Genomic DNA, 26,712 nt, shown 5'->3' with positions numbered 1-26,712 from the left:
AGTTACCATACCTGGCATGAGCGTTTCGGAACCATCGGAGAAGTACATGATCATAGCTGTACCAACTTGCTTGACGTTATTCGTACAAGTTTTTTGTTGTGCTTTATCACGAGCAGTACCGAGAGCTGGGAGGATCATAGCTGCAAGAATACCGATGATGGCAACAACAACGAGGAGTTCGATGAGAGTGAATTTTTTATTCATTTTGTATTTCCTTGTTTTTTTTGGATTTATTTAGGACACTTTCATTCTAGGAAAAAAAAAGACCCACCGCAAGGGGCTAAATGATTTTTTTTTGAAAAAAGTTCATTTTTCTTTGTTTTGAGCAGGGAGGGGAGATAATTTTTAATTCTAATTTTTTAATTTTTAATGAAAAGACTAATAAAGAAGGAAGGGATTGAACCACAGATCGAGCGGATTGGGCAGATGGGTAATAGCAATTATAAATGGTGAATTTTTAATTTTGAATGAAGGACAAAAGAATGGAAACAGCGAATTTTGCTAATTATACGAATGTAGGAAGGAAAAAGATGGAACTACGGGAAAGTGCGGATTGGGCAGATGGATAATTTTGAATGAAGAGACTAATAAAGAAGGAAGGAATTGAACCACGGAGGCAGGAAGCTGGAAGCAGGAGGATGGGAAAAGAAGGGCGGAACCACAGATTGAGCAGATAGTACAGATGGGTTAAAGCAATTTTAAATGCTGAATGTTTAATTTTGAATGGGGCAACATACTTAGGAATGAAAGTAAATGATCTGTTTTATCTGTACGATCTGTGGTAGGCATTTTTTAAATACAAATTAGCTGCCCACGAATTTCATGGATTGACACGAATTAAAGATTGATAGTTTCTAGGCTTATACTGCGGACATTTTGAGGTGAAACTTCTCTTAAGGTTTGTAAACATCTCCCCTAGGGCCAATTTTCACAACTTCAATTCTTATTTCTTCGTCATGAATATCATAAATGACTCTGTATTTACCAACTCTAATCCTGTGGGTAAATCTACTGCCAGTTAATTTTGTTGACCCGTATGGTTTTGGATTATCACTTAAGGCGATTACAGCATTTATTATTTTGATAACTTCTTGCTGAGGTATTTTCTTTAGATCTTTTTTTGTGGATTTCTTCCACGAAATATTATATGATGCCATCTTTCTTTAGATCTTGTAAAAATACTTCCATCGGAATGCTGTCTTCCTGGCTTCTTTCTGCAGCAGTAGCTAGATCCGAAAGATCTTCCATGATTCTCTCATATTGATCAATATCAAGAATTACACTTTTCTTTCGACCTTTTTTGTCAGTGATGTATTGTACGTCAGTATTCATGTTTAGAGTATATATCAATTTTGACTATTTGTCTATTTAATTTATTTTTTAGGTTTATTTAGAAGCGAGGCTTAAGGGCAATTGTGAATGAAGGGCAAAAGAATGGGGAGAGCGAATTTTGCTAATTATACAAATGTAGGAAGGAAAGAGATGGAACCACGGATCGAGCGGATTGGGCAGATGGATAATTTTGAATGGTAAATTTTTAATTTTGAATTGAAAGAAAAATAAAAGAATTAAACCACTAATATTCGCTAATGCACACTATGGGACTAAAAAGTGGTTGGACCACGGAGGGCACGGAATGACACGGAGGCAAGGGATAATTTTGAATGGTAAATTTTTAATTTTGAATGAATGGCAAAAGAATGGGAACAACGAATTTTGCTAATTATACGAATGTAGGAAGGGAAGGGGGGGTAATGGGAGGGAACTTAAGGATTTTTCATCATGAAATCTGGCCATATTGAACCCCTAATATTTGATACTCAGCATTGAGGAATTGCGCAGTTTCAATTTCTTTATATTTTACTTTTCCTTTGTGCACAGTGAATTTTGAAGGTGGAGTATTACATATTCTAGGAGAAGACCTCCATGGTTTATAAATATACCAACAGCTTTTGACTGCTCTTAAGCAATTCGCCAATGCTTTTTTCGAGCCTCTAAATGGATTAAGGATCGCGAGGCAAAAAACGCAAATACGGTTTAAGCAAAAGGAAAAGCAGTACATCTTCGTGCCGTGATCCTCTGGCAATATCTCAGGTAGTTTAATTCGATTCCGTAATACCGCCGCTAGGTTGTATAAAGCAATGGCGGCATACATAAACTTTTTAATTCTTGAAAATTTTCGCTTCCGAATCGACTCCAGATTAAGGTTAACTTTCAGGTGTCGGTAGGCTACTTCCACAAGATAGCGCTGACGGTATAAACCTGAGAGTTCTTTCCATGAGAATTTGGCGTCATCCAGTAAGGTCGTGATTAAAACCTGCGATTTAAGTTTGGACGTTCCCAGTGTTCTGATAAGACGAATTTTAAGAGTTGTTCCTAGTAAATGTTGATGATCTGGATAGTTTTTAAGGTGTGAACGAGTGAGTTTAATCTCGTGAACAAGAGATCGTTTCTTAGAATCGTTCATTTTCTGAGCTAGATGACTCATTTTCAACGGCATTAAAACTTCGTGGCCCAACTCTTTTGCTAAGGCAATAAACGCCATGCCGTTATATCCTGCATCTGCCATGTATAAACTTTTCTCTGAATTCTCTAACATATGCTCGTATGCTAAAGTTCGTTCAGGGCAATCTCTTGAAGCTATTTTGAAATCATCAAATGTTCCCGTGGAGAGCTCGAAAAAACCAACCGCAAGACATTGTGGATAATGTCCATAAGCTTGGCCATACTGCTCAAGTGTGCTTGTACTTCGTGGTAGTGAAATCTTAGTGCCATCAGGAATAATTATCTTTAATCCATGGTACTTGCGACCAGAACTATCGAATTCCTGTTTATGGGATTCTGAGAGTAATGTGGTTACGGCTTTAAAAGGAAGTTTGTCACAAGCCTTACTAAATGATTTGTCAGTTGGAATGGTATTTCCAGGGAAAAGTTTGAGTTCAAATAGCTGAGCGAGTAATTGTTTATACCCCAGTTTGAACCCTGACTGTGCATTGGCTAATAATGAGATTAATAATACCTTTACAGTAAAAATACGCGTTCGAGAAAACGCCCTTTTTTAGTAGTATCTATAGCCCGTTCTTCAGCGCTAAAGATATTTTCGATCTTCTCCACAAGTTGAATCGACTTTTTACTTTTAAGCATCACTCACCTCGCTTTTTATCAAAAGGATATTGATACGATTTATTTCAGTCATTAGTTGCTTAATTCGTTCACCTTCAGCCTCTGCTTTTTTAAACACCTCCAAATGGCGAGCAGCTATATAGGTCGTTTTGGTTTTACCTTTGATACTTTGAGATAGGTAGTAAAAGGGCTTCTCTTTTTTACTTTGCTTCCTCGTAGTTTCAATCACCGTACCAGCCACCCAGTACGGTGATTTAATCAACTCAGTCTTTAATTCATTCAGCTTTTCTAACAACTCAAACTTTTCCATTTCTACATCCAATTAGATATGTTTATAAACATATCTATTATAGCCAAAAAATGATAAAATTAAAGTTCTATTACTGAATAATTGGGAGGGATAAAATCCTTAAGTTCCCTCCCATTAGAAGGGGGGGGGACGATTTTAAATGGTGAATTTTGAATGAAGGGCAAAAGAATAGAAGCAGCGAATTATTCTAATTGAACGAATTGGTTAGAGAGTTAATCACTCATCTTCACTAATCCACACTAAGAAATAACTCAGCACGAAGTGCGTTAACTCAGGCCATAGGTCGTAACATCAGGCCACAGGCCGTTCACTCAGCGAAGCGTAAACTCAGGTCACAGACCGTCAACTCAGCGAAGCGTAAACTCAGGCCACATGCCGTATCCTCATTCCTTAAGCGAATCCAAATAGAATTCTTGCCATCGTGGATCTTTAGGTAGTTTTAGCCCTTCCGTTAAGTGCTTGAATGCCTGTACGATTTGGTCAGGGTCATTATTTATAGAGGCCTCAATGTAGTTTTGCCAAAGTATGTCAGTAGAGGTCTGGAACTGATCGCGAAATTGATGTTTTTCTTTAAAGCGTTGTAATGCGAGCTCTTTGAAGGCTTGGGTTGTGTCAGGTTTGATCTTTTCTGCCAAGGAAATGAGGGCAGGGTAGCGCTGTAAATCCCAAGGGCGGTTTTTACAGCTAGCTTCATAAGCGAGGAGGGCTTGTTTTAACAAATGCTGTTTACTCGCTTGATCTTTTTGTTGCAAGGCAAGTTTTTCCATAAGCTTTCCTTGTTCTTGGAGGGTATTGTGGTAATAGGGGTAAGCCTCTGAGATGGGTTCAAGTATGGACCAAGCCTCTTTGAGTTGATTGAGATGAATGAGTAAGCGAGCTGTTTGAAATGAATAGTTGATTTCATTGGGATTTAATTCCTGGGAACGCTGGAGGTGAGAGAGGGCTTGGGCTAACTTTTTTGGATCGCGGGTAGAGGAGTTTTCTTCGGCTTGTTTATAATGCCAAGATGCACGAGTTTGATTAATCAATGGTAGAATAAATAGGAGAGGAATCATTAGACTTAGTCCTATTTGCCATTTGTTAATTTGTTTATTTGAGGATTCTGTTGAGTAGAATTCATTGATTGCCATAGCTAAAAAGAGCAAGAAAAGTAAAAGTGAGGCTCCGTGATGAAGGGTTTTGTCTAGAAGTCCAAGAGTTAAGAGCAATAGATAAAGGGCTAAAGGGAGTGAAAATTTCTTTTGTTTGAAGGATTGAATAAGGGGAAGGGTAATGAGGACGATGAAAAGTAGGCTCAATAAAATCCCCCCTTGGCTAGCCATGTGAAATAATTCATTATGGGGATGTTCATAGATCGGAGCACTATGTAAACGAATGTTGAGCATGTCACTGGGATAGTTGGTGAATTTTGTGATGAATTGCCCTGGGCCATGACCCAGTAGAGGGGCGTCGCTAATCATAAGAGCTGTATCTTTGAGGAGTGGGATGCGAATATCTTTGAGGCTAAGGCGGTGAAGTTTATCTTTGAAGATAAAGAATCCGATCAATATACTTACAAGGGCGAATAAACAAAGATGAAGGCGGTATTTGGGAAATTTGCATAAAAGATAATAAAAGATCACAAGAGCTAATGCAGGTACGAGTGCACGGGTTTGTGTTTTGGTGAGGATAGCAAGAGCCATGAAAGAGATAGTGACAATAATCGCCCATTTTACAAGAGGGCGATTGAGCAAGTTATTTGACTCACATAGTTTATGACTTAGGCAAAAATGAACTAAATAAATAGCCGAAACGACGGGCACGGCACTGAGCCAATTTTGATTGCCATGTATGCCAACTTTTTGATTAAAGAAAAAACAGACAAAAACATTGACGAAAAGCAAAAGACTGAGTGGGGTCCACAAAGGGAAATGAGGTAAATGTCGGAGTGCGGATACAAGAGCGAGTGGGCAGAGGAAGTAAGAAAAAAGATGTAGTGAATCTAAAAGTGTTGAAGCATTGAACCATGAGGAAAGGCAAATCAGTAGGAAGGAGGAAGTTAGAATGAAGTTAAATATTTTACTCTTAATTGGATAGAGCATTAAATAGGCGAGACTCAAAATTGCTAGTGAGCAAGAAATGGAGAGTTCAAAGGAATGAACTTTATCTCCATGAACAGAGCCAAATGGAAAAAATAGGGCTAGTGGGAATTGAAGGAATAGCAGTATGGAAAAGAAGCTTAAGAAGAGAGAGGGGAATAATGGTGAATTTTGAATTTTGAATTTTGAATTTTTGTTCTCTATCATCATAGGGATGCTTTCTTTAATTTATTCACTTACTGAGTTGATTTTTTCTATGATAGAGAATTTTCAATAAATTATTACCCTAATGTGTGGCAATTTTTTTACGTTTAGATTTTATGGCTTCTGAAAGTGATTTTTCCATGCGTTCGAGTCGACTCTCATCATTTCCGGCAAGACTGAGTTTGGCAGATTTTTCTAAAAATTGAAATTTCGGAAGTTTCTGTGAGGTTTTACCCCATTCCTTTTGATGGACGCGGTACATGAGCATGGCACGATTACGTAAGCCTTGGCTCATTTCAAAATTTCCTGCCTCAGCATTGCGAATACTAGAGATTAGGACACTCTCGATGAGGGCTTTATTTTCTTTAAAGGTGTTAGATTTGAGTGTACTCACCATGGCGCCTAGGATAAATTCATTGAAAGTTATATCTTTTTCCTCACTGCCATTATAATTGTTCTCTTTATAGTGAAAAAAAAGTTCACGGGCAGCTTCAGACTGATTCATGTTATAGCAGATGGTTATGGCTCTTTGTAAAAAATATTCATGAGACTTGTGGTTACGTCGAGATTGCTCAAATTCAAGTAAGGCATCATAATAGCGGTGTATTCTAGCCAGTGCAGCAATATTGGGGCTGCGAGTGAAGACGTCATATTCTTTGTTGTAGTAAAGTTTGCCCTCATAAAAGTTGTCCAGCATTAAAGCGACAGTCATGGGCGTGTAATCTAATTTTGCTTTTGTATCATAATCTTCAAAGTTCTCCTCATAACCCCAATAGAGGGCGGTAGCAATATGTGAACGCCAGTCAAAGGGACCTAGTTCTTGATTGATTTCGATCATGCGCTCAATTGAAAACTTTAAATCTCTTTCAATTTTTTGACGTCGATGAAAAAAATAAAGATTGATGACTGCTGTTTTTACAAGGGGGAATTGCTTGTCATTGGGGAAGCGCCCTCCAAATAAATAGCCCACATAATTAGGGTCAAGTTGGGGTGGACTGCTTTTGAAGTCATAGAGATCTATGCCGTTAGAAAGTGCGACTTCAGCAAGTTCATTTATATAGGGTCTAGTTTTAAGTTCTTCTAAAGTTTTTGCGGCTTTGCGCAAACGTTCAAGTTCTTCGGGACTGCCATCATCAAAGTACTCGAGCATGACTTTCGTCCATTCATTTTTCATGAATAAAGAATCTTTATCCGTTCCTTGGATTTTATCTTTAATGGTGCGCATGATCTCATGGCGGATGTCCGCATCATTGGGATTGTAAGTTAAGCCTTCATCTCTAAGTATTTCAATGCCCCTCATGATCCATTGCCAACGCTCCTCGGGGCGTTTGTGATAGGCGGCTATATTAAATGAGAGTGTGAAAGCCTGTTGTACCCAAGCAGAGGAATAACGGGGTTGTAAAGCGGTGATCATTTTTGAAAGTTGGTAGGATTCCATATATTCTTTTTTATCTTCTTTATCAATAGCTCGCCACATGAGCCCTGCGGAAACCATGCCTTTTAAGGGGCCTAGAGCAATACTAGTGACCGCAATTGAGGGGGGAAGATCTTCATTGAGGACAATCATTTGAGAATCGTCTTGTTGTTTTTGGATTCCTTCTTGATTAAAAAATAATCCTAAAATCAAAATGATGGAAAATATAATCTTCATCTAGACCTCGAGTAAAGAAAGTTCTTTTTTATTGAAAAGATAGACGCCTAAAGCGCTGATGATAAGCCCATAGACCAAGGCTGAGGGTAGCCAAAGACCAAAAACTTGGTTAGACTCAATTAGTCTTGATTGAGAGAAATTTTCAATTACGGGAGGTGCTTGCAGTCCTTTAACAATCCACAATAAACTTTCAATAGTTTTTGACGCAAAAATTTTACTGAAGGGAGGTTCGTACATGAAGAGCATGTCTTTGGCAATGCCCTGAAAAAAACCATAAGAAAGTGAGAGCAGGAAAAGAGAGAAACTTGCAAAGCTAGCAGTCGCAAAGGTCAAAGCCGTAGCGCAAGTCATGCCCAAAATAACAAATATAGCTAAATGAAGTGAGTGGGAAAAAAAGGCTTTGATTAAGTTCACATTTACAGTTGAAGACGTGAAGGAGCAATAAATCCCGCTATTGCGTTGAATACTCACAGAGCCACTATGCAAATTGGTAATTTTGATAAAAATACGACCATCACTGGGAATCGCAGAACTCGGCATTTGTAGAAAAGTTTTTCTGGCTTGAGTAGTTTTATCCATCATTGAATAATTTGGGGGGGCATTTAAATCGGGTAGGATATCAAATTTGAAATCTGCATTTTCGCCTAGAAAAAAGGGTCGAAAATGAAAAGTGAAGAATTCTGTGCTTGGGCGTTGGCCGAGATCGAATTCATAAGTTTTTGATTCTTGGCTCTCCAAAGTTTGTGCTTCTCTAATGACTTCAAGATGAATGGCATCCCAGATCTCGGGAGGCATGCCAGCTTGGAGTTTGCCGCCTTTTTCCTGAACAGTTTTGATTATTAAATCATAGTCGCTTAGGAGAATGGGCTTTACTTGTTTTTCAGGGGAGGAGATTGTGTTATACAGTGAATTACGTTCTTCGAGAGAAAATGACTTTTGGAAGATGTAAATAGAACTAAGAAGAGTGGCGTATAAGCAGACGAGTAGTAATAAACTCGCCGTAAAAAGTGCTAAAGCTTGCCCAAGCCAAATATTAAATCGTGAAAGGGGTAAGGAGCAAAGTTGATAAATATTTCTCGAATCAATTTGGCGTCTGATGGTGAAGCAGGTGAGTGCAATGACCGCCACACTTAAAAAAGTATAGGAAATAGAAAATGAGTACAAAGTTTTTAGTTTGAGTTCATCAAATAAAATTCCGCTATCATCAGTGGCACTAAAAAAAGTGAAGGCACACAAGGCAATGATAATCAGAGGTAAACCCTTTAAACTTCCTTGTCTTAATAAAAGTTTGAATGAGAGTCGTGCAACTGTAAGAGTCTTGTTCATGAACGATGAATAACTTTATTGATTTTGCCCACTTTAATCGACTTGGCTTCATTTTCACTGAGGCCTAATTTTGGGACGGGGGGTAGAGCCGCTTGTGGTTCGGCTGGCGCTTTGCTTGGGCTGCGCTTCGCTTGGGCTGCGCTTGGCTTAGGTTGCGCTTCGCTTAGGTCTTGCTCTGATCCAGCTTCCTGGTTCCTGGTTCTTACTTCTGTGCTTTTCAGTGTGTTCCGTGGTTCAGGGTCTTTTTTATTTATATCTGAAGTAGAAGCCGACTGAAATTCGGCGTTCCCAGGGGATTCTAATTTTGAATTTGTTGCGGACGAGCCGTCCGCGTTCCCAGAGCTTTTGTCTACTGATTGCTGACCTGTTTCTTTTTGTTTCTCATTTAAAATTGTCTTTTCATCTGTGTTTTTCTGTGTGTTTCGTGGTTCAGGGTCTTTTTTCTTTATATCTGAAGTAGAAGCCGACTGAAATTCGGCGTTCCCAGGGGATTCTAATTTTGAATTGCTTGCGTACGAGCCGTCCGCGTTCCCAGAGCTTTTGTCTACTGATTGCTGACCTGTTTCTTTTTGTTTTTCATTTAAAATTGTCTTTTCATCTGTGTTTTTCTGTGTGTTTCGTGGTTCAACTTCTTTTTTATTTATATCTGAAGTAGAAGCCGACTGAAATTCGGCGTTCCCAGGGGATTCTAATTTTGAATTTTGAATGTTTAATTCTGAATGGTTTTCCGTGCTCTTATGTGTTTTCTGTGGTTCGGAATCTTTTATTAGATTTTGTTCTTGATTAACATCATTTAAAATTGTCTTTTCATCTGTGTTGATCTGTGAAATCTGTGGTTCAATTTCTTTTTTATTACCTGACTCCTGTTCCCTGACTCTTGTATCCTCCAAATTCTTTTCATCCTTGAGATAATCAGCGACACCAGAGCCAGCTGCGGCACCCGAATTAGAGGAGCCTTTGGCAGTAGATTTTTGGACAATGTTGATAAAGTAATCTTCTAAGCTTTGATTTGGAGAAGTGATATTAATGCTTGAACTTGGGAGCTCTAACTTTAATGAAGCCAGGGCCTTTTGCATGGTGGCTTGACTAACGTTAGGGAATTCGAGACGAGTTTTATCTTGGTCTTGAAGAAGCTGGTTCGCTTTGCCGCCTGATTGTACGGTGCCACCATAGATGACGAGGAGGTCGTCAGCAACATCTTCCACATCAGCAAGTAAGTGGCTGGTTAAAAGAACGGTTTTGCCACGTTGACCGAGAGTAATGATGAGGTCTTTAACTTCGCGGCAACCAAGGGGGTCAAGGCCGGCAGTAGGTTCGTCGAGAATCAGTAATTCGGGGTCATTGAGTAAAGCTTGAGCTAAGCCCATGCGGCGCGTCATGCCGTGAGAAAATTGTCCTACTTGACGATGAATTGCATTCTTGAGACCAACCATCTCGAGAAGTTGTTCCGTACGGGATTTGATTTGTTTTTTATCTAAGCCTAAGATTTCACCAAAGTAATGTAGGGTCTCAGTAGCCGTTAGATTTTTATAGAGGTAGGAGCGCTCAGGTAAGTAACCCATTTTTTGTTTAATGCTGACATCGCGCGGATCCTTGCCTAATACCTGAATACGGCCAGCGGTGGGGTAGAGGTGGCCGAGAATGATTTTGAGCAGGGTTGATTTACCGGCACCATTGGGGCCTAGAAGGCCAAAGATACTGCCCTTAGGCACGGTAATATCAATATTTTGAATGGCTTTAACTTTGGGGCGACCCCAAAAATCTTTGAAAGTTTTTTGTAGGCCTGCACCTTTGATTAGAAATTTATCATGACTCATGGCTTTCTCCAGATAAGTTTTCTCCTTGGCGAACGAGGCGAGCAGAATTCATTACGACGGCGAGCGAGCCAATGACCTGGAATGCGGCGGCAATGACGGGTTGAAGCATACCCATGGCAGCGAGGATCATGCCACCTAAGATAATGAAAATACCAAGGATGAGATTTTGTAAAACGACTGAGCGCATGGCGCGAGAAAGTTGCGTTAGGAAAGGTAAGCGATTGAGGTTGTTGTGCATGAGAGCAATTGAAGCTGATTCAACGGCAATATCACTACCTGCTGCACCCATAGCAATACCAATGTCAGCCGTGGCAAGGGCGGGGCCATCGTTTACACCGTCACCGACGAAGACAACATGATAACCTTTATCTTTTAGCGCGCGTAAATGTTTAACTTTATCTTCGGGAGAGCATGCACCATTGCGACCATTGAGGGTGAGTTTTGCGCCGACGGCATCAACTACAGATTGGCGGTCGCCCGATACAATACCTAAGTAGCGAATGCCGCAATCTTTTAAGTCATTGAGGGTGTCGGCGGAATCAGGACGGATCGAGTCAGATAAACCTAGCCAGCCCACAGGTATACCATCAATAGCGATGTAGAGTAAACTCATACTGAGGGCGATCTCGTTCATGGCACTTTCGAAATATTCAGTGTTAATACCATTATCTTCCATCCACTTCAAATTACCTGCTAAGATCGTGTGATTGTCCCATTGAGCACGAACACCGCGTCCAGGTTCTTCGTGAAGGTCATCGGGCTGAACATCTTCAAAGCCCGCATCTTCGGCAAAAGTACGTACGGCACGGGCAACGGGGTGCGAGCTGGATGATTCTGCAATGGCAGCCGCTTTAATCAAGGTTATTTCATTATCTTCTTGCAGTGGTGAAACGAGCTCAACAGAGAGCGTGCCAGAAGTTAAAGTACCCGTTTTATCAAACATAAAGGCATCGGCACGTGCCATGGATTCAATATGATTGACGTCTTTAATCAGAATTCCTGATCTTGCAGCTGCGGATAAAGAAGCGACAATCGCAGTGGGAGTGGCCAGAATAAGTGCCACTGGACAGGCAATAACTAAAGCAGCCGTGACTCTCATTAGCGTATCGCTCGCTGTAGGATTAAAATAAAGGATCAGGGCAGTAGCCGTCAGCACAATGGGTACATAATAACGTACGTAGTCATCGATCATACGAACGAAGGGGAGTTTAGTTTTTTCGGCATTTAAAATGAGTTCGCGAACTTTTCCGATAGTGGTGTCTTTACCCGCTCGGCTGACGCGTACTTCGAGAAGACCATTGATATTGACCGTACCGGCAAATACTGAATCACCTTCCTGTTTATCAATAGGCAGTGATTCACCCGAAATATTTGCCTCGTTGATCGAGCTCTTACCTTTAATAATTTCACCATCTGCAAGGATGTTTTCACCTGGCGGGACACGGACAATATCGTCTTTTTTCAAATCAGAAGGGTCGACTTCAGTGATTTTCCCTTCAGTATCAAGAAGAATAGCTTTGCCTGGTACGAGGCGAGCGAGTTTTTCTAGAGATGTTTTGACACCTGAGGCAGTTTTGTTTTCGATTACTAAGGAAATTAAGAGGAAGAAGGCAATGGCTGCCGGAGTGGTAAAATCCTGAGATCCAACACAACTTGCGAGAACCGCAATAATGGCGAGTTCATGCATTTTTCGTTCGCCAGCTTTGAAGTCTTTGATCACGGTACTCACAAGGGGGATGAGCATGATGATAGTGGCGATGAGTCCACTAAGTGAGCAAAGAAATAATTGATCATTCATGAGGTATCGGAAAACTTGAGCATTGATGATGAAGAGTAGTCCAGCTCCTGCCCATAGAAGATAGCGATAAGAGTTTTTTTCTGAAGTAGCCATTATTTCTTGATCTCCCCTTTTTTCTGAAGTGGACGACGAGGCATTGCGAGTCTGAGTTGAGTGTTATCGGGGTTAGTAAGATAGACAGCTTCTAAGTCAGGAAGGATGGAGGCCATTTTTTCTCTGAGTAAAAGTTCTTGTGTCATGTTGGGAGCTTTATCATAAAGGCCTTTGAGTGAAAGAAAGGTTTTCATCAAAGCTTCTGAGCGTGCACGTAAATCGGTCGTATCTATATCCGCTTGGGTAAGGACTTTTGCAGCAGAACTTTCAGCTTCATTGAGTGTTTTTCTGGCGTAGAGTTCCGCTTCACTTTGGAGCCTAGCGGCTTCATTTGACGCTTGACTCACGGCAATAGTCTCTTCTCTGATTTGTGCAGGAAATGAAATCTTTAACTCTATTGATAGGACTTCGATGCCCAGTTGCAGGTCAGTTATACGTTTGTTGAGTCGGGAAAGAGTAGCTTGAGTAATTTCTTTTTGATTCCTTGCCTTGTCAATATTGCGTTCCGCAACTGATTGAAGAAGGGAACTGTCGACCAATTGCAGTAAGAGTTTTTCAAAATCTTGACTATCAAAAAGGTATTTGGGAAGATCAGCAATTGTATAGCGAAGGGTTGATTCACAATGTAGTAGGTTGAGGTCTGCGGTAATGAGGTAACCATCTTCGCCAGGAATAAGTGAGGTGTTGGCGACCGTTTTGATGATTTTGTCACCAGGATTTTCCTTCGGAGTAAAGCGAAGGGACTTTAAGCTTCTTGAGCTTGAGGTCTTGATGCTTATGACCGAGTCGAATGGATAGGGCCAGGCAAAAACAAAGCGAGAGTTACTATCAAAAGTTGATTTTAATTTGCCAAATTGTAGGACAACGGCTTTTTCATTTTTTTCAATAGTTCTAACTCCACTAAAAACAAAAGCAATGACTAAGAGGAACATGACAATACGAATGAAAACAAAAGTTGTTCGCAAAGCATCCTGCAAAGAATTGAGGCCGCCTTTTTTTGGTTTATCTTCTGACATTATTTCTTGTCGCTAGTATTGTTTTGAGGCTGTAAAACATCGTAAATAGGTGTTTTAGGGTCGAGGAAGAGGGTGGTGTCGTAGCGGGAGACTTCCCCAAGGGCATCGAGCTTTTTGAGGAAAAGAATAAAGTCGCTATATTCAAGATGGTTTTCGTACTGCTCAATAATAGTTACTAAACTAGTGCCACGTTTGCGACGAGCTTCGGCTTCGGCTTCGGCGAGGATTTTGGCTTTCTTGGAGTCTGCTTCGTTACGCATGATTTGGGCTGTTGATTCGGCTTCAGAGCGAATGATGGACGCTTCTTTGATGCGCTCTTCTTTCATGCGTGAAAGAATGGTTTCGGAATTGGCCGCGGGGACACTGAAACTTGTGATTCCAACAAAATCAAAGCTTATTCCATAGCTATTTTGAATTCTATCATTTAAGTCTTCAAGTAAATCCTTTTCAGTCGTGGTCATGCCTTCCGTTGAAAAGAGTTGATCTCTGCTTTTTGACCTCAAAATAGTTTCTTGTGATGTTTCGATAATCGATTTGAGGTTGCTTTGAGCATCGGTAAGTGTGCCAAGAGAGTTGCGGAATTTTAAGGGGTCAGTGATTCTCCAACTCGCCGATATTTGTGAGGATAGCAGTATGTTGTCACTTGTAGGGATATCTCGTGCCGAACCATTGAAGATTTGTCTCTTAGTATTGATTTTTTCTGCTTTGGAAATTGGCCAAGGAAGTTTGAAATGAAGTCCAGGTCTTAATTCAACACTTTGTTTGCCCAATGAGGTGAGGACCACAGCTTGGCTTTGTCCTACAGTGTAGGAACACATGGCCGTTAGCATGATAAGGCAGATTATGATACATAAGATAAGAGGTGTTTTTGAGCTTTTGTTTTCCATATTTTTTACTCCGTAATATCGAGGATATTGGGTTGTGGTCTTTTTAAATCGAGTTCAGCTATTTTTTCTTGCTCGGTGGTAAAGACCACTTTGCGAACGCTGCTTAAGTGTTTGCTTAGGATTTCAATCAGAGCAAATTGAGTGTAGAGTTCTTTGTATTCTTTAAAGGCTTTTAATCGGGTTTCAAAAATATCGCGATCAGCTTTAGTCAGTTCACTATTCATGTAATAATCAGCACTCGATTCGTTCTCTATGGTACTACGAGCACTAAGGGCATCAAATTCAGTTGTTTTAGCGTAGGTTCCGGCTTTGTCTAGAGTTAATTTTGAGAATTCTACTGCAGCTAGTTTCTCATTCCAGGCTTCAGCAATTGCAGGGTGTGGCTGGAAGTTTAAGATATCGATACTTTCAAGCTTTACGCCGATATTAAGCTGATATTTTTCTAGAGCTTGAGTCAGTGATTTTAATAATATGTTTTCTAGTTCGCTGCGAGGGATTTGGTAGAGATTTGTAAAGTTGGAGCGCATTAATTCAAAAGTTAGTGTATTTCTAGCTAAGGCAACAAGTTGTTGTTCGGGATTCTCGTGAGCTGCCCAAAGTGCGATTTCGTCGGACTTGACTTGGTAATTGATTTGAGCATTAAAGACGGTGATTTCGGCGTTGCGCGATCCAGTACCAGTCCCAGTTAAAAATAGGCTGGATTGATAATCGGTATTGATCCAAGATTTAGTATCTAGGAAAGGGCGTTTTTCTTTTTCTTGTTCAGTACGTATGTCTTTTCCCATGGTGAAGTTGATTTGTCTGAGACGAGAAGTTTCGACACGAGTTATTTGAGAAAAGGGGTAAGGGGGAGTGATGTGGAGGCCGGGCTCTAATGTGCTGCTTGTGCCAGAGCCACTGAGTATAGCTTTGTAACCGGGAGCAATATAAGTTATGGAAGAGAAGACGATGAGCAGGATGACTTGTAAGCAAGCAAAAGGAGTGAGAATTCGAAAAACAAATTTTTTGATAATCTGTTCTGAAATACGAAAGCCAAATTGGTACTCCAAGACATCAGAAAGATTGCCAATAAAGCCACTAGGACGACTGAAGATGGAAAGTAATCGACTTTCATAAACGAGGGCTTCGCCTTCGTTAGCTTCTCGCGGACGATAGAGGTCGAGGATCCAAAGTAAGATTCTTTCACTGGCAAGTATGATGGCGAGTGAAGCAATAAAGCGACTACTAATGTCAATCCACTGGAAGTGGCCATAGTTGGCAAGTAAGGAACTTATCCCTGCGATTAGAGAGATAAACGAACAGTATAATAGGCGGCCACAAGCGGGACGTAATAGGCTGAGGTTTTCTCCAAAAGCTAGGCCAGAAAAATACTTGCCAGTGGCGAAAAAAATAAAAGTGATACCAAATAAAATAAAACTACAGAGGAGGAAAGGGTTGGAGCCCTGTTCTGGTAGTTTGAGGTTTTCGGGGATACTTAAGTTAAAGAAAGAGATTGCGGTGGCAAATTCAAGAGCAGAAATGGCAATGAGAAAAGTGGGGATGATTATTTTTCTAAAGGACTCAAGGTTATTTTGTCCTGGAGTTAAAGTGAGGCCTTCATCATCACCGAAAATATTTTCTTCAGGCGGGCGATCTTCCATATCTTGTTTTTCGACTAAGGCTTTTTGGCATGAGCCAGCATGAAAATAGGATAAGAGAGAAATGAAGGCTGAAGCAAGCAGGGCTATGCCTGCTTGAAGTATGTGCCCATGGGCAGATTCAGGGAGTTTAGTGATAAGAAGGCCAAATACTGCTGCCATAAAAAAGCAAGCAATTGTAGATAGGATGGCGAGTTTCTGTTGACGTTTATAGGTCATGAAATATTTCCGTTAAGCTCACGTTTTTCGAGGATAGTAATTGCAAGGCAGAGATACAATCCACATAAAAGTAAGGATTGTAAAGCGCATGAGAGCATGTATGAGCTGGAAACTGAGCCGTTTAGAGCGATTTGGTCAAGAATCCAGTAGCTTTGCCAATTTGGCAAGATGCTTAAAATGAGGGTTGAGAAAGTGTTGTTACCAATTAAGGTCGCAACAGCATAGTTACTGAATAAGCCTAGGAAGAAAATTAAGGCTCCAAAGCTTAAGACTATGGGGGTGTCGAAGCGTACAGCTACGGGGAGTAGGATTCCTAAGAATGCTATGATTGCTAAAAAAACCATGAGGACAGCGGGTAAGCCAATAAAGTCAAAGTATTTGAGTTCTGTGAAGGGCAGGCGAATAAGTAAACCAAGAGCCATACAGATTGGGGTAGCTAAGGCAGCGCATAAGGGGAAGCTTTTGTTGAAAAATGCTTGACGAATTGCCGCGAAAATGGGGCCTGCTATAACGGATATAACGTAGAGAGCGAGTCCACCAAACATGAGGTCGTGGTCATCGGCAGCAATTTCACTTAGAAATAGATAGGCAATGGCGAGCGAGATGTAGAAAAGGCCTTGGGATAGAAATAAGCCTAGGAATTTTCCGACAAGCAGAGTGCTGGGTGATATGGGGCGGCTCATCATGATATCGCCTGCACCACGTTGGAAATCGTCTGTCACAGTTTTGATACTGGCGAAAAGAGCTCCTAAACAACCCGCAATTAACATGAAACTCAAAGATTGGTCACGAATAAAACGAACGTGTTCATTGGGGCTAGTTGAAGGGATATTTGCTAAAGCCGCTAAAATGAGCAGTGAGCTTATTTGCAGGACTAGGCAAAGAGGATCCGCGGCAGCGTTTTTAACTGAGTTGAAGGCAACTGATTTAATTTGTCTTTGAAGGTGCATGAAATTTGACTTGCGTTTCAGTTTAATTTTGATTCGCGTATTATAATTGGTTTTGTGTATGGCTTCAATAGGCAAAAGAGCTTTCTTTAAGAAATCTTAACAGAAAAAATCACCAGATGATATCGACTATTTCCTCATATAGTGAGAATTTTTCATCACAGGAGATGATTTTCATTTGTTCTGAGTAGGCGGAAGAGATGATTAATCGGTCAAATGGATCGTTGTGATGTAGCTTTAGCTTTTGATAATTGAGGATATGCTTGAGTTCTGTATTGAGAATTTTAATATTATTCTTTACGGCTGTAGAGATAAGCGACTCGACTGACTTCGATAGGCGTATTTTTCCGATGTTAATTTTAATAGCCATTTCCCATATGCTTGCTTTACTAAGAAAAATTTCATTATTTATACCTAAGAAGGATGAAATGGCTTTTTGGCTTAATTTGTCCATTTGATTTGAGCTAAAGCAAATAAAAGCATGGGTGTCAAGGAGTATGTTCATTGTTGTCTTCAGCAATAAGATAGTCTTCCATGCCGAGAATAGGGTCATCGAAATTGTTCATATTTACATCACATTGGAAAAATCCTAGTGATCTATTGTTTTTTAGAGAGCTAAGTTTTGCTACGGGTTCGCCTTTTCTAGCAATTATAATTTCTTCACTTTGTTCGCAAAGCTTGAGTAGCTTTGATATTTGAGTTTTTGCTTCGTGTATATTTACATTCATATCGCTTTGCTTAGCTTATTAACTTAGCTAAGTATATAACTTCTTAGCGGTTCAAGCAAATTATGTCGATGCAACATAAAAAAGCCTCTCGGTGAGGAGAGGCTTTTTTTGAGGCTGTATTAAGTCTAGATGTGGATGGCTTTGCCTTGTGAGTCCATGGCGCATTCCATAACTGCTTCGGAAAGCGTTGGGTGAGCGTGAACTGTATGGGCAATTTCTTCCCAAGTAGCTTCGAGCTTCATCGCAAGGCCGAGCTCGGCAATCATCTCTGTAGCATCATAGCCGACGATGTGAGCACCAAGTAATTGATCTGAGCCAGCTTCAAAGATAAGCTTAACGAGACCTTCTGGGTGGCCAACGCCATGAGCTTTACCTGAAGCAGTGAAGGGGAAGCGACCAATTTTGATCTCTTTACCAGCGGCTTTAGCAGCTTTCTCAGTGAGGCCAACGCCAGCGACTTGTGGTTGACAGTAAGTGCAGCCAGGAATTTGGCCGTAGTCAACGCCATGCTTTGCTTTGCCAGCAATGTGGTCAACAGCAACTTCGCCTTCGGCAGAAGCTTTGTGAGCCAACATTTGACGACCAGCACAGTCGCCGATTGCATAAATGTTTTCGTTAGACGTTTGTTGGAACTCGTTAACGAGAATGTTGCCACGCTCGTCGAGTTTAACACCAGCAGCTTCAAGGCCAATTCCTTGAGTGTTGGCACTCATGCCGACGGCTACGAGTACGCGGTCAACTTCGAGTTCAGTCTCTTTGCCTTTAGCGTCTTCGAGAATGGCTTTGATTTTGCCTTTCTTGATAACTTCAACCGATTTAGTCTTGGTTTTGGTGTAGGCGTTAATACCTTGTTTTTTGAATTCAGCTTCGAGAACTTTTGCGCTATCCGCATCTTCTACGGGGAGGAGTTGGTCAGCCATCTCTACTAAGTGAATTTCTGTGCCGATGGCATTAAAGAAATAAGAGAATTCAACACCAATCGCACCAGCGCCGATAACAAGCATCTTTTTAGGCTGCTTAGTTTGCTCGAGAGCTTGGCGGTAAGTGATGATGTTTTCGCCGTCGACTGGGAAGATTGGGATTTTTACCGGTGATGCACCCGTTGAAACGATAACTTTGTCAGTTTCGATATGGCGTGAACCTTCTTCGTCAGTGACTTGGACGAGGTTGGAGGCAATAATTTCTGCAGTGCCTTGGATGTGAGTGACTTTATTTTTCTTGAAAAGAAATTCAATGCCACTTACCATAGTGCTAGAAACGCCGCGTGAGCGTTTTACGATAGCCTCAAGGCTCGCTTTTGCATTAGTGCATGAGAGACCGTAGTCGCCTGCATGTTTCATGGATTGGAGAACTTCAGCAGACTTTAAAAAGGCTTTAGTTGGGATGCAGCCCCAGTTTAAGCAGATTCCGCCGAGTTCAGCTTTGTCGATACAAGCAACTTTAAGACCGGCTTGGCCAGCTTTAATTGCAGCTACATAACCGCCAGGTCCTGCACCGATGATAACTACGTCAAATTTTTCAGACATTTGGATCTCCTTAAACGATGAGTTTAGCTGGGGTTTCGAGGTAATCTTTCAAGGCGTTCATGAACTCAGCTGCAAGTGCACCATCGATGACGCGGTGATCGCAAGTGATGGTCATTTTACAAACTTTCGCTGATTTAACTTCACCGTTGACGAGTTTGAGCTCTTCTTGAGTTCCAGCGACAGCTAAGATAGCTGATTGTGGTGGGTTGAGGATGGCTGTGAAGCTGTCAACCGCACCGAACATGCCGAGGTTTGAAATAGTGAAAGATCCACCTTGGTACTCTTCTGGGCTCAGAGAGTTTGAACGCGCTTTACCAACAAGAGATTTGACATCTTTCGAGATTGAAGCAAGGCCCTTGCTATCAGCAGAGCGTACGATTGGTGTGATCAAGCCATCTGGAATAGATACGGCAACTGAAATGTCGACATCGTTAAATTGAACGATTTTGTCGCCTTGGAAAGCGCCGTTCATGGCAGGGAACTTAGCAAGTGAGAGACCGCAAGCCTTGACAATGAAGTCATTGATTGAAATGCGAACGCCTTCCATAGAGTTGATTTGTGCGCGGAGGTCCATGAGCCGGTCCATCTCAATTTTTGTAGTGAGATAGATGACTGGGACACCAGCAGATGCTTGTACCATGCGGTTAGCAATAGCTTGGCGCATTTGAGTCATTGGGATATCAGTGAGTGATTCACTTGCACGGTTGACGTAGCCAACTAAGCCTGATCCGCTTTGAGCTTCGGAAGCACCGTAGCCGTTTGGAAGCGTTTCGATATCGTTAAGCACGATGCGATCACCCGTCGTTGCAGGTTTGACTGCAGCAAGATTGATGCGTTTAGCTTCAGCTAATTTGCGTGCAGCGGGAGACACTTTGATGTCTTGTGCTGATGGGCTGAGTGAGCCAAGGCCAGGGACGTCGGCCGGGGGGGCAGAAACAGGAACGATTGTTGCTGTTACGGCACCACCACTAACAGGGGCTTTTGGAGCAGAGGCCGTAGGAGCGTCATCTGAGCTTTCTTCGCTGGCTTCTTCTTCTGGCTCTGGAACTGATTCTTCAGCGAGAGCGGCTTCGAGTTCTTCTTTGTAGTCTTCGTCAGCTTCTTCAGTGAAGACAGCAATAACTTTGCCTACGGGGCCCGCACCGCCAGCTTCGAGGATGATTTCACGAAGAAAACCTTCTTCGAGAGATTCGTAGTCAACAGTAGATTTGTCAGTTGCGATACTCGCAATTACCTGACCAGATTCGATTTCGTCGCCTGGCTTAACTTTCCATTCTGCAATGGTACCTTCTGTCATAGTAGGGCTTAAGCTAGGGAGGGTAATCATGATAGTGGACATGTCTTACTCCTATTTATAAAGTGATTTTTTTGCAGCGGCAACAATGTCTTGGACATCGGGTAGTGAAGCTGCTTCAATATTTTTCGCGTAAGGCAGTGGGTTCTCACCCTGGCTTACTCGAATGACGGGGTGATCTAGGTCGTCGAAGCACATTTCGTGAATGAGCGAAGAGACTTCTGAGCCAAATCCACAGAACTTGTGGCCTTCTTCGGCAACAACAAGACGTTTTGTCTTGCGGACTGAGTTAGCAATAAGATCAATATCTAATGGCTTGATTGTACGTGGATCTACCACTTCTGCACTGATACCTTCTTTGGCTAAGATGTCAGCTGCTTCAAGTGCAAAACCAACTTGGCGTAAGTGAGCACAGATTGTTACATCAGTACCTTCACGTTTGATGTCACCTTTGCCGATTTCGATGAGGTATTCCTCTTCAGGAACTTCACCCATGTTGCCATAAAGCATTTCGTTTTCAAGGAAGATAACTGGATTATCGTTGCGGATTGCCGCCTTGAGTAAGCCTTTTGCATCATAGGGAGTTGAAGGCGCCATGACAATGAGGCCTGGGATATGTGCATAGAAACTTTCGAGGTTATGTGAGTGCTGACAAGATACTTGAGCCGCCGCACCAGAAGCACCGCGCATCACGATTGGTACAGAAAACTGACCGCCAGTCATGTAGTACATTTTTGCCGCATTTGAGATGATTTGGTCAATTGCAACAAGTGAAAAGTTCCAGCTCATGTATTCGATGACGGGACGGAGGCCCATCATTGCCGAGCCTATACCTAGGCCAGTGAAACCAGCTTCGGTAATTGGCGTGTCACGAACGCGCTTCTCGCCAAACTTGTCGAGCAGGCCTTTTGTTACTTTGTATGCGCCATTGTATTCGGCAACTTCTTCACCCATGATGTAAACTTTTTCATCACGGATCATTTCTTCTTCAAGAGCCTGATTTAAGGCTTGTCTAAATTCAGTAATTGGCATTTGTTACCTCACGCGTATACATGGTTTGTGAGTTCATCCATTGGAGGCCAAGGAGATTCTTTGGCGAAATCGAGAGCGTCTTTAACTTCAGCTTTCATCTCTTTGTCGAGGGCTTTGTAGCCTTCTTCATCGATCCAGCCTTGCTCTTCCATGGATTTATAGAAACTATTGATGGGGTCTTTCTCTTTCCAGCATTTGACTTCGTCTTTTGTGCGGTAGAGACCGGCGTCAGAGACGGAGTGTCCTTGGTAGCGGTAAGTCGTAACATTCACTAGGGCTGGACGACTATTCTTTTTGCAATCAGCAATAATTTCACCAAAAGCCTTATAAGAAGCTTCGAGATTCATACCGTCCACTTCATAGCCTTTCATTTTGTAGGCTGCAGCAAAGTCAGAAACTTGCGGATTGGCTAAAGCACGATCGTTGGATGTGCCCATGCCGTATTGATTGTTTTCACAGATAAAGATGACCGGAACGTCCCATAGTGATGCGAGGTTGAGGCTTTCGTGGAAAGTACCCTGCATTGAAGCGCCATCGCCAAAGAAAGTGAGTGCGACGCCTTCTTTCTCTTCATATTTTAATGCGAACGCAGCACCCAAGCCGATGGGGATTTGACCGCCAACGATACCGTGACCACCGAGGTAGTTATTCTTCTTTGAGAAAACGTGCATTGAACCACCTTTACCGCGAACGCAACCCGTTATTTTACCAAACATTTCGGCCATAACTTCTCTCGAAGTTAAACCACCGATGAGGCCTTGTGCGTGACAGCGATAAGATGTTACATATGCATCTGTAGGTGTGAGGTGCGCCATGGCACCTACTGCAACGGCTTCTTGACCGATATATGTGTGACAGAAACCCGTAATAAATTTCTGTTGGTAGGATTTAAGGCAGCCTTCTTCAAAACGACGCACACGAATCATCTGTTCGAGCATCTGAAGGGCTTTTTCCTTGCCAATATTTTTCATATTTGACCCTATTACTATTATTAAAAAAGCTTTTAGTTATTTATGACACTGCATGAAGCTAGACATAAACCTATTTTACAGCATCTTATATACTCTGAGTTTAATGAATTTCAATTCCCGCATCCCTTTATGTAAATGAATTGACGGCTTTTACAATTTTGTACCGAAATATTTTGAATTTTATGTACAATTTACTCAAATTCTTTAATAGTTTTGATTTCTTAAGGATACTTAAATGATTAGTGAACAAATAATCCTCGCTTCCGCATCGCCAAGAAGAGCAGAAATTTTAAAAGAAGCTGGATTTGCTATAGAAGTCATCAGTGCGGATGTGGATGAGCGTGCCGATGGAGAAGCTGTGCAAACGGCAGCTTATAATGCCCAGCTTAAAGCACAAAAAATTGCTCAGACGTACAAAGATAAAATTGTTGTCGCAGCTGATACGGTGGTTTGTTTTAATGGTCAACTGCTTGGGAAACCAAAGTCTATTGATCAAGCAAAGGTGCGCTTGCTAGATTTATCGGGAAAAGCACATCAGGTTTACACGGCCGTCTGTATTTGTTTAGGAAGCCAAACCAAACAGTTTGTTGGTGTGAGTAAAGTGAAATTCAAAGACTTTGATGAATCAGTCGTCGACGAATACTATGCAAAGGTTAATCCCTTGGATAAAGCTGGTGGGTATAACATTAATGAGCATGGTGATTTGATTATAGAGTCATTTGATGGCGAGTACGAGAACATAATGGGCCTCCCTATTTTAGAATTTAAAAGGCATTTACAGGAGTTTATCAAATGAGAGGGATGTTGTATATTTTATTAGGGCTTTGCTTGGTTTTTGTTTCTTGTAAACAAGAGGTGCAGAAAAATCAGCAAGTTGTGGCCCAAGAACCTTCAAGTAATCAGAGTACTGATGAAGAGAGCGTAAAATTACAAAAGTTTTATGAATATGTTTTGTTAGGACGTCACAAGGAAGCATTGGCTTTAGTTAATTCATTGGATTTAGGTCCTGATTTTACTGTGAAAGATAAAACTTATAAAGCTTTATTTAATGAGTTTGATTTAAAAGATGATTTCTATGAAGACTCAAAATTCACCGAGCTCGACTATTTTTATTGGATGCAGAGCCTCTTATTTAAGAGGCAAGTCGAGAAGATGAAAGCGAGCTTGAAAGAAGGAGAGGATCCAATTCGTAAACTTTATGATCTTGTCAATACTCAAGTAGCAGCCAAAGGTGAAGGTCCTGATCGAGCTGCATTCCCAATACAAATATGGCAGCGCGGTTTTGGGGTGTGTGATCGGCAAAGTTGGGTGATGACTGAGTTGGCGTATCAATTAGGCGCAGACGTCTACATCGTATACTTTATAGAAGAAGACACGGGGATCTCGAAGCACACGATATGTCAGGTTAGATACAAAGGAAGGGATTATTTAATTGATCCACTCTATGAGAAGTTTTTAGTTGACTTTCATTGGAATGATCTGACAGAAGAAAAAGCTGCCGAAATTTGGCAAGATCACCCGTATCTGGCAGATGATATTAAGAAAGCTGAGATCTTATTGCCCTCCATGCCGCATGACTTTGCCAAGCGTCATCAGCTTTTGTCAGAGAAGTTGATTCATGTGGTTCCTCAGGAAAGTTTATTCCGCTTTGGAGAAAGTCCCATTAAGCGATCTAAGCGATGGCCTTATAAAAAAGGACAGGACTATTTTTATTGGGATTATCCTCATCGTTTGATGACGGGGATGACCGTTTATCGTCAATTTTACTCTAAGGGAGTATCTCCCAAATAACTACTGTCGAGTATTCCATTGTTCTGGATGTGATTGTTTGAGTGTTCTCACGCTGCCATCACCGAAGGTGGCGTTATAATTGTCTAGATGATGGATTCCTACTCTGCGAACATCACCAAGGGGTGGTAGCAGTAATTCTCCCCAATCTGTTTTGGAGAATGAGTTAATTCCAATATGGGAGCTACTGAGCTCCGCAATGACATCGCTTATATAAATAGTGTTAGAAGGACGAGTGACGTCATTGATATTAATGGGGGTTTCAGAGTCGTAGCACCAGCCCATGCCATCGATGCTGATGGGTGATGAATTCCAGCCATCGCTGGGGATGATATTCATAATGTAGGCAGCTTCAGTATATATGTTGCCCGTTTGGGGGTCATGCCCTGCGGGATCAAAATGCTCATCGTCATCGAGTGCCGGACATTTGAGAATGTTTTCGCTTATATCCATGAAAGTAATATAGTTGGCCCAATGATGGAGTTTGCCTTCATTAGTATTGCCAAAGTCAGCAGGTATGACCAAACCATTATGGTCATCCGTGTAGATACTGTTCACCAAACTAATATTCTTTAAATTGTTTTTACATGAGCTTTTAAGAGCTTGCTGTCGTCCTCGATTGAAACTAGGTAAAATCATTGATGCAATGATTGATATGACAGTCATCGTCGTCATCAATTCTATAAGTGTAAAATATTTGCGCATAGCATATTTATCCTTTCCATAATCCATTTCCTTATAGAATAAAGCGGATGTACATAACTCATAGCAAGCTTTTTTATGCTTAAATCGCAAACTTAACAAAGGTTTAACAAAAGCCCAAAGAAGTCTAAACATGATAGTTCTAAAATCACCATGTACACAAACAAATTGTGCATCTGTACAAACGTAAACAAAAACAAGGTAATACTATTATGTTAGTAAAAAAGATCGTTGCTGCTTCTCTTATGACTGCAGCCCTTTCAGCCACAGCGGCTGACGATGTTTCTGCTCAATTAGAAGAGCTCAAGAATGCTTATGTTAAGCAACAACAAGAGATGCAGGCTATGCGCCAGCAAATTAAAGATGTTGAGTCTGTTCATAACGAAGCTATTCACAAATATATTAAAGATGAAATCAAGTCTGAAGTTAGCAAGCAATCTTCACTTCTTTCTTTAAGTAGTCACGTTGAAGGCCTTAAAATTAAAGGTGATTTGAGACTCCGTTACCAGACTGAAGATAAAGGCGATGAGAAGCGCGATCGTTTCCGTGAGCGTGTACGTATTGGTGCCGAGTGGAAAACTTCTGATGGATGGGATATTGGTATTGGTATAGCTACTGGTGGTTCTGACGGTAGCTCTACGAACCATACATATGGTAGTAGCGAAAATAGCAAGGGTACTAATAATCCTTGGGACTCAGGCGATCTTCGTTTAGATTACGCTTACGCAAAGCACAGCTGGGATCTCAGCGATGGTAAGCAAACACTCATTCTTGGTAAAATGAAGAACCCATTCTTCACGACTAAAGCTTTCTTCGATGGTGACTACCGTCCTACTGGTGTAGCTTACCAAGTTGATATGGGTATGTTATTTGCAACTGTTGGTGGATTCACAGTTCAAACGCATGATGATGAAAAAGAATCAGATACTTCTCTCTACGCTGCACAAGTTGGTGTAAAATCTGACATGTTCAAAGTTGCGGGTGCTGTTTACAGCTATCAAAATATTGATGGTGCCGATAGAAACGGTGGCTGGGATGGTGTTGATGAAGATGGTAACGTTCTTGATGAAGTTATGCTCTTCGACCTTCTTGCTGAAATGTACATCAAGCTTGATGGTGTTAAAATCACTCCTTACGCTCAATACTCAATCAATACTGAAGCTGATGATGAAGATACAGCTTACATGATTGGTGCAAAAGCTGGAATTGGAGCTTTTTCCTTTGGTGCTGAGTGGCGTTCAATGGAAGAGAACGCAGTTCCTTCTATCATTATGGACTCTGACTTCAAAGGCGGCGCAGGTCGTGAAGGTTTAGTTCTTGGTGCTAAATACAAAATCACTAAGAACATGACTGCTGGTGTTAAGTACTACGACACAGAAGAGATCAATGGTGACGTTTCTGAAGAACTCATCCAAGCTGACCTCGTTTACAAATTCTAAAATTTGTAATCTAGTTTGATTTAGGGAAGCCTCCGCTCATTGAGCGGAGGCTTTTTTTTATTCACAAACGGTAAAAGTCTTTTGTGGTCACCGCACTTTCTTTTGCGATCTCCGAAACAGCTTTAG

General features: G+C 41.4%; 24 protein-coding genes. 3 read left to right on the top strand and 21 right to left on the bottom strand.

Annotated elements, in window-relative coordinates:
* From LNTAR_RS23295 to pdhA, 20 genes are all read right to left on the bottom strand, one after another.
* The coding region (locus LNTAR_RS23295; protein WP_007281239.1) for a type II secretion system protein at window positions 1-204 on the bottom strand (204 nt) is incomplete at its 3' end.
* A 689-nt stretch (window positions 205-893) separates the two neighbouring features.
* Window positions 894-1,157 carry a type II toxin-antitoxin system RelE family toxin gene (locus LNTAR_RS23290; protein WP_007281237.1) on the bottom strand — a complete coding sequence of 88 codons (264 nt, stop codon included), beginning with the start codon at window positions 1,155-1,157 and terminating at the stop codon, window positions 894-896.
* Window positions 1,144-1,332, bottom strand: a complete 189-nt coding sequence (locus tag LNTAR_RS23285) for a hypothetical protein (RefSeq protein ID WP_007281236.1) — start codon at window positions 1,330-1,332, stop codon at window positions 1,144-1,146. The genes LNTAR_RS23290 and LNTAR_RS23285 overlap by 14 nt, the downstream gene beginning before the upstream one ends.
* 448 nt (window positions 1,333-1,780) lie before the next feature.
* Window positions 1,781-3,034, bottom strand: a complete 1,254-nt coding sequence (locus LNTAR_RS23280) for an IS4 family transposase (RefSeq protein WP_157473827.1) — start codon at window positions 3,032-3,034, stop codon at window positions 1,781-1,783.
* 102 nt (window positions 3,035-3,136) lie between these two features.
* The gene (locus LNTAR_RS23275) at window positions 3,137-3,433 is read right to left on the bottom strand and encodes a DUF6788 family protein (RefSeq protein WP_007278945.1); all 297 of its coding nucleotides are present in this window, start codon (window positions 3,431-3,433) and stop codon (window positions 3,137-3,139) included.
* A gap of 383 nt (window positions 3,434-3,816) precedes the next feature.
* A complete protein-coding gene (locus tag LNTAR_RS23270) occupies window positions 3,817-5,721 on the bottom strand; it encodes an O-antigen ligase family protein (RefSeq protein ID WP_007281234.1) in 1,905 nt (634 codons plus the stop codon).
* Window positions 5,722-5,797: 76 nt separating this feature from the next.
* On the bottom strand, window positions 5,798-7,366 hold the full coding sequence (locus tag LNTAR_RS23265; RefSeq protein WP_007281233.1) for a hypothetical protein: 1,569 nt from the start codon (window positions 7,364-7,366) through the stop codon (window positions 5,798-5,800).
* A complete protein-coding gene (locus LNTAR_RS23260) occupies window positions 7,367-8,692 on the bottom strand; it encodes an ABC transporter permease (RefSeq protein ID WP_007281232.1) in 1,326 nt (441 codons plus the stop codon). It lies immediately after the preceding gene.
* Window positions 8,689-10,509, bottom strand: coding sequence for an ATP-binding cassette domain-containing protein (locus tag LNTAR_RS26330; protein ID WP_007281231.1), 1,821 nt, complete (start codon window positions 10,507-10,509; stop codon window positions 8,689-8,691). Before LNTAR_RS26330 ends, LNTAR_RS23260 begins: the two co-directional genes overlap by 4 nt.
* Window positions 10,499-12,400, bottom strand: a complete 1,902-nt coding sequence (locus LNTAR_RS23250; RefSeq protein ID WP_007281230.1) for a heavy metal translocating P-type ATPase — start codon at window positions 12,398-12,400, stop codon at window positions 10,499-10,501. The genes LNTAR_RS26330 and LNTAR_RS23250 overlap by 11 nt, the downstream gene beginning before the upstream one ends.
* Complete coding sequence (gene hflK / locus LNTAR_RS23245; RefSeq protein WP_007281229.1) at window positions 12,400-13,416, bottom strand: protease modulator HflK; 1,017 nt, start codon at window positions 13,414-13,416, stop codon at window positions 12,400-12,402. The genes LNTAR_RS23250 and hflK overlap by 1 nt, the downstream gene beginning before the upstream one ends.
* Window positions 13,416-14,303, bottom strand: a complete 888-nt coding sequence (gene hflC, locus LNTAR_RS23240) for a protease modulator HflC (RefSeq protein ID WP_007281228.1) — start codon at window positions 14,301-14,303, stop codon at window positions 13,416-13,418. The genes hflK and hflC overlap by 1 nt, the downstream gene beginning before the upstream one ends.
* A gap of 5 nt (window positions 14,304-14,308) precedes the next feature.
* Window positions 14,309-16,159, bottom strand: coding sequence for an SPFH domain-containing protein (locus LNTAR_RS23235; protein ID WP_007281227.1), 1,851 nt, complete (start codon window positions 16,157-16,159; stop codon window positions 14,309-14,311).
* A complete protein-coding gene (locus tag LNTAR_RS23230; protein WP_157473825.1) occupies window positions 16,156-17,109 on the bottom strand; it encodes a hypothetical protein in 954 nt (317 codons plus the stop codon). The genes LNTAR_RS23235 and LNTAR_RS23230 overlap by 4 nt, the downstream gene beginning before the upstream one ends.
* Before the next feature lie 109 nt (window positions 17,110-17,218).
* Window positions 17,219-17,560, bottom strand: a complete 342-nt coding sequence (locus LNTAR_RS23225; RefSeq protein ID WP_238527796.1) for a type II toxin-antitoxin system VapC family toxin — start codon at window positions 17,558-17,560, stop codon at window positions 17,219-17,221.
* 34 nt (window positions 17,561-17,594) lie between these two features.
* Complete coding sequence (locus LNTAR_RS23220) at window positions 17,595-17,834, bottom strand: type II toxin-antitoxin system Phd/YefM family antitoxin (RefSeq protein WP_007281224.1); 240 nt, start codon at window positions 17,832-17,834, stop codon at window positions 17,595-17,597.
* Between the two features lie 125 nt (window positions 17,835-17,959).
* Entirely contained in the window at window positions 17,960-19,360 is a 1,401-nt protein-coding gene (gene lpdA / locus LNTAR_RS23215) for a dihydrolipoyl dehydrogenase (RefSeq protein WP_007281223.1), read from the bottom strand.
* Between the two features lie 10 nt (window positions 19,361-19,370).
* Window positions 19,371-20,699 carry a dihydrolipoamide acetyltransferase family protein gene (locus LNTAR_RS23210; RefSeq protein ID WP_007281222.1) on the bottom strand — a complete coding sequence of 443 codons (1,329 nt, stop codon included), beginning with the start codon at window positions 20,697-20,699 and terminating at the stop codon, window positions 19,371-19,373.
* Between the two features lie 9 nt (window positions 20,700-20,708).
* On the bottom strand, window positions 20,709-21,686 hold the full coding sequence (locus tag LNTAR_RS23205; RefSeq protein ID WP_007281221.1) for a pyruvate dehydrogenase complex E1 component subunit beta: 978 nt from the start codon (window positions 21,684-21,686) through the stop codon (window positions 20,709-20,711).
* A gap of 8 nt (window positions 21,687-21,694) precedes the next feature.
* Window positions 21,695-22,657, bottom strand: coding sequence for a pyruvate dehydrogenase (acetyl-transferring) E1 component subunit alpha (pdhA, locus tag LNTAR_RS23200; RefSeq protein WP_007281220.1), 963 nt, complete (start codon window positions 22,655-22,657; stop codon window positions 21,695-21,697).
* A 235-nt stretch (window positions 22,658-22,892) separates the two neighbouring features.
* On the opposite strand from pdhA, the gene LNTAR_RS23195 reads away from it, so the two are divergent.
* Both LNTAR_RS23195 and LNTAR_RS23190 read left to right on the top strand, forming a co-directional pair.
* Window positions 22,893-23,453 (top strand): Maf family protein, encoded by a 561-nt coding sequence (locus LNTAR_RS23195; protein ID WP_007281219.1) that lies wholly within the window; start codon window positions 22,893-22,895, stop codon window positions 23,451-23,453.
* A complete protein-coding gene (locus LNTAR_RS23190; protein ID WP_007281218.1) occupies window positions 23,450-24,448 on the top strand; it encodes a hypothetical protein in 999 nt (332 codons plus the stop codon). The genes LNTAR_RS23195 and LNTAR_RS23190 overlap by 4 nt, the downstream gene beginning before the upstream one ends.
* Here the strand turns inward: LNTAR_RS23190 and LNTAR_RS23185 are convergent, their stop codons facing one another.
* Complete coding sequence (locus tag LNTAR_RS23185) at window positions 24,449-25,282, bottom strand: type II secretion system protein (RefSeq protein ID WP_040915681.1); 834 nt, start codon at window positions 25,280-25,282, stop codon at window positions 24,449-24,451. It abuts the gene before it with no gap.
* A 77-nt stretch (window positions 25,283-25,359) separates the two neighbouring features.
* On the opposite strand from LNTAR_RS23185, the gene LNTAR_RS23180 reads away from it, so the two are divergent.
* The gene (locus LNTAR_RS23180) at window positions 25,360-26,586 is read left to right on the top strand and encodes a putative porin (RefSeq protein WP_007281216.1); all 1,227 of its coding nucleotides are present in this window, start codon (window positions 25,360-25,362) and stop codon (window positions 26,584-26,586) included.
* The last annotated feature ends 126 nt before the right edge of the window (window positions 26,587-26,712 follow it).

The sequence above is a fragment of the Lentisphaera araneosa HTCC2155 genome (assembly GCF_000170755.1).
Lineage (GTDB): Bacteria > Verrucomicrobiota > Lentisphaeria > Lentisphaerales > Lentisphaeraceae > Lentisphaera > Lentisphaera araneosa.
Note: the sequence above shows the minus strand (reverse complement) of the source record. Positions and strands in the feature narration are given on the sequence as shown.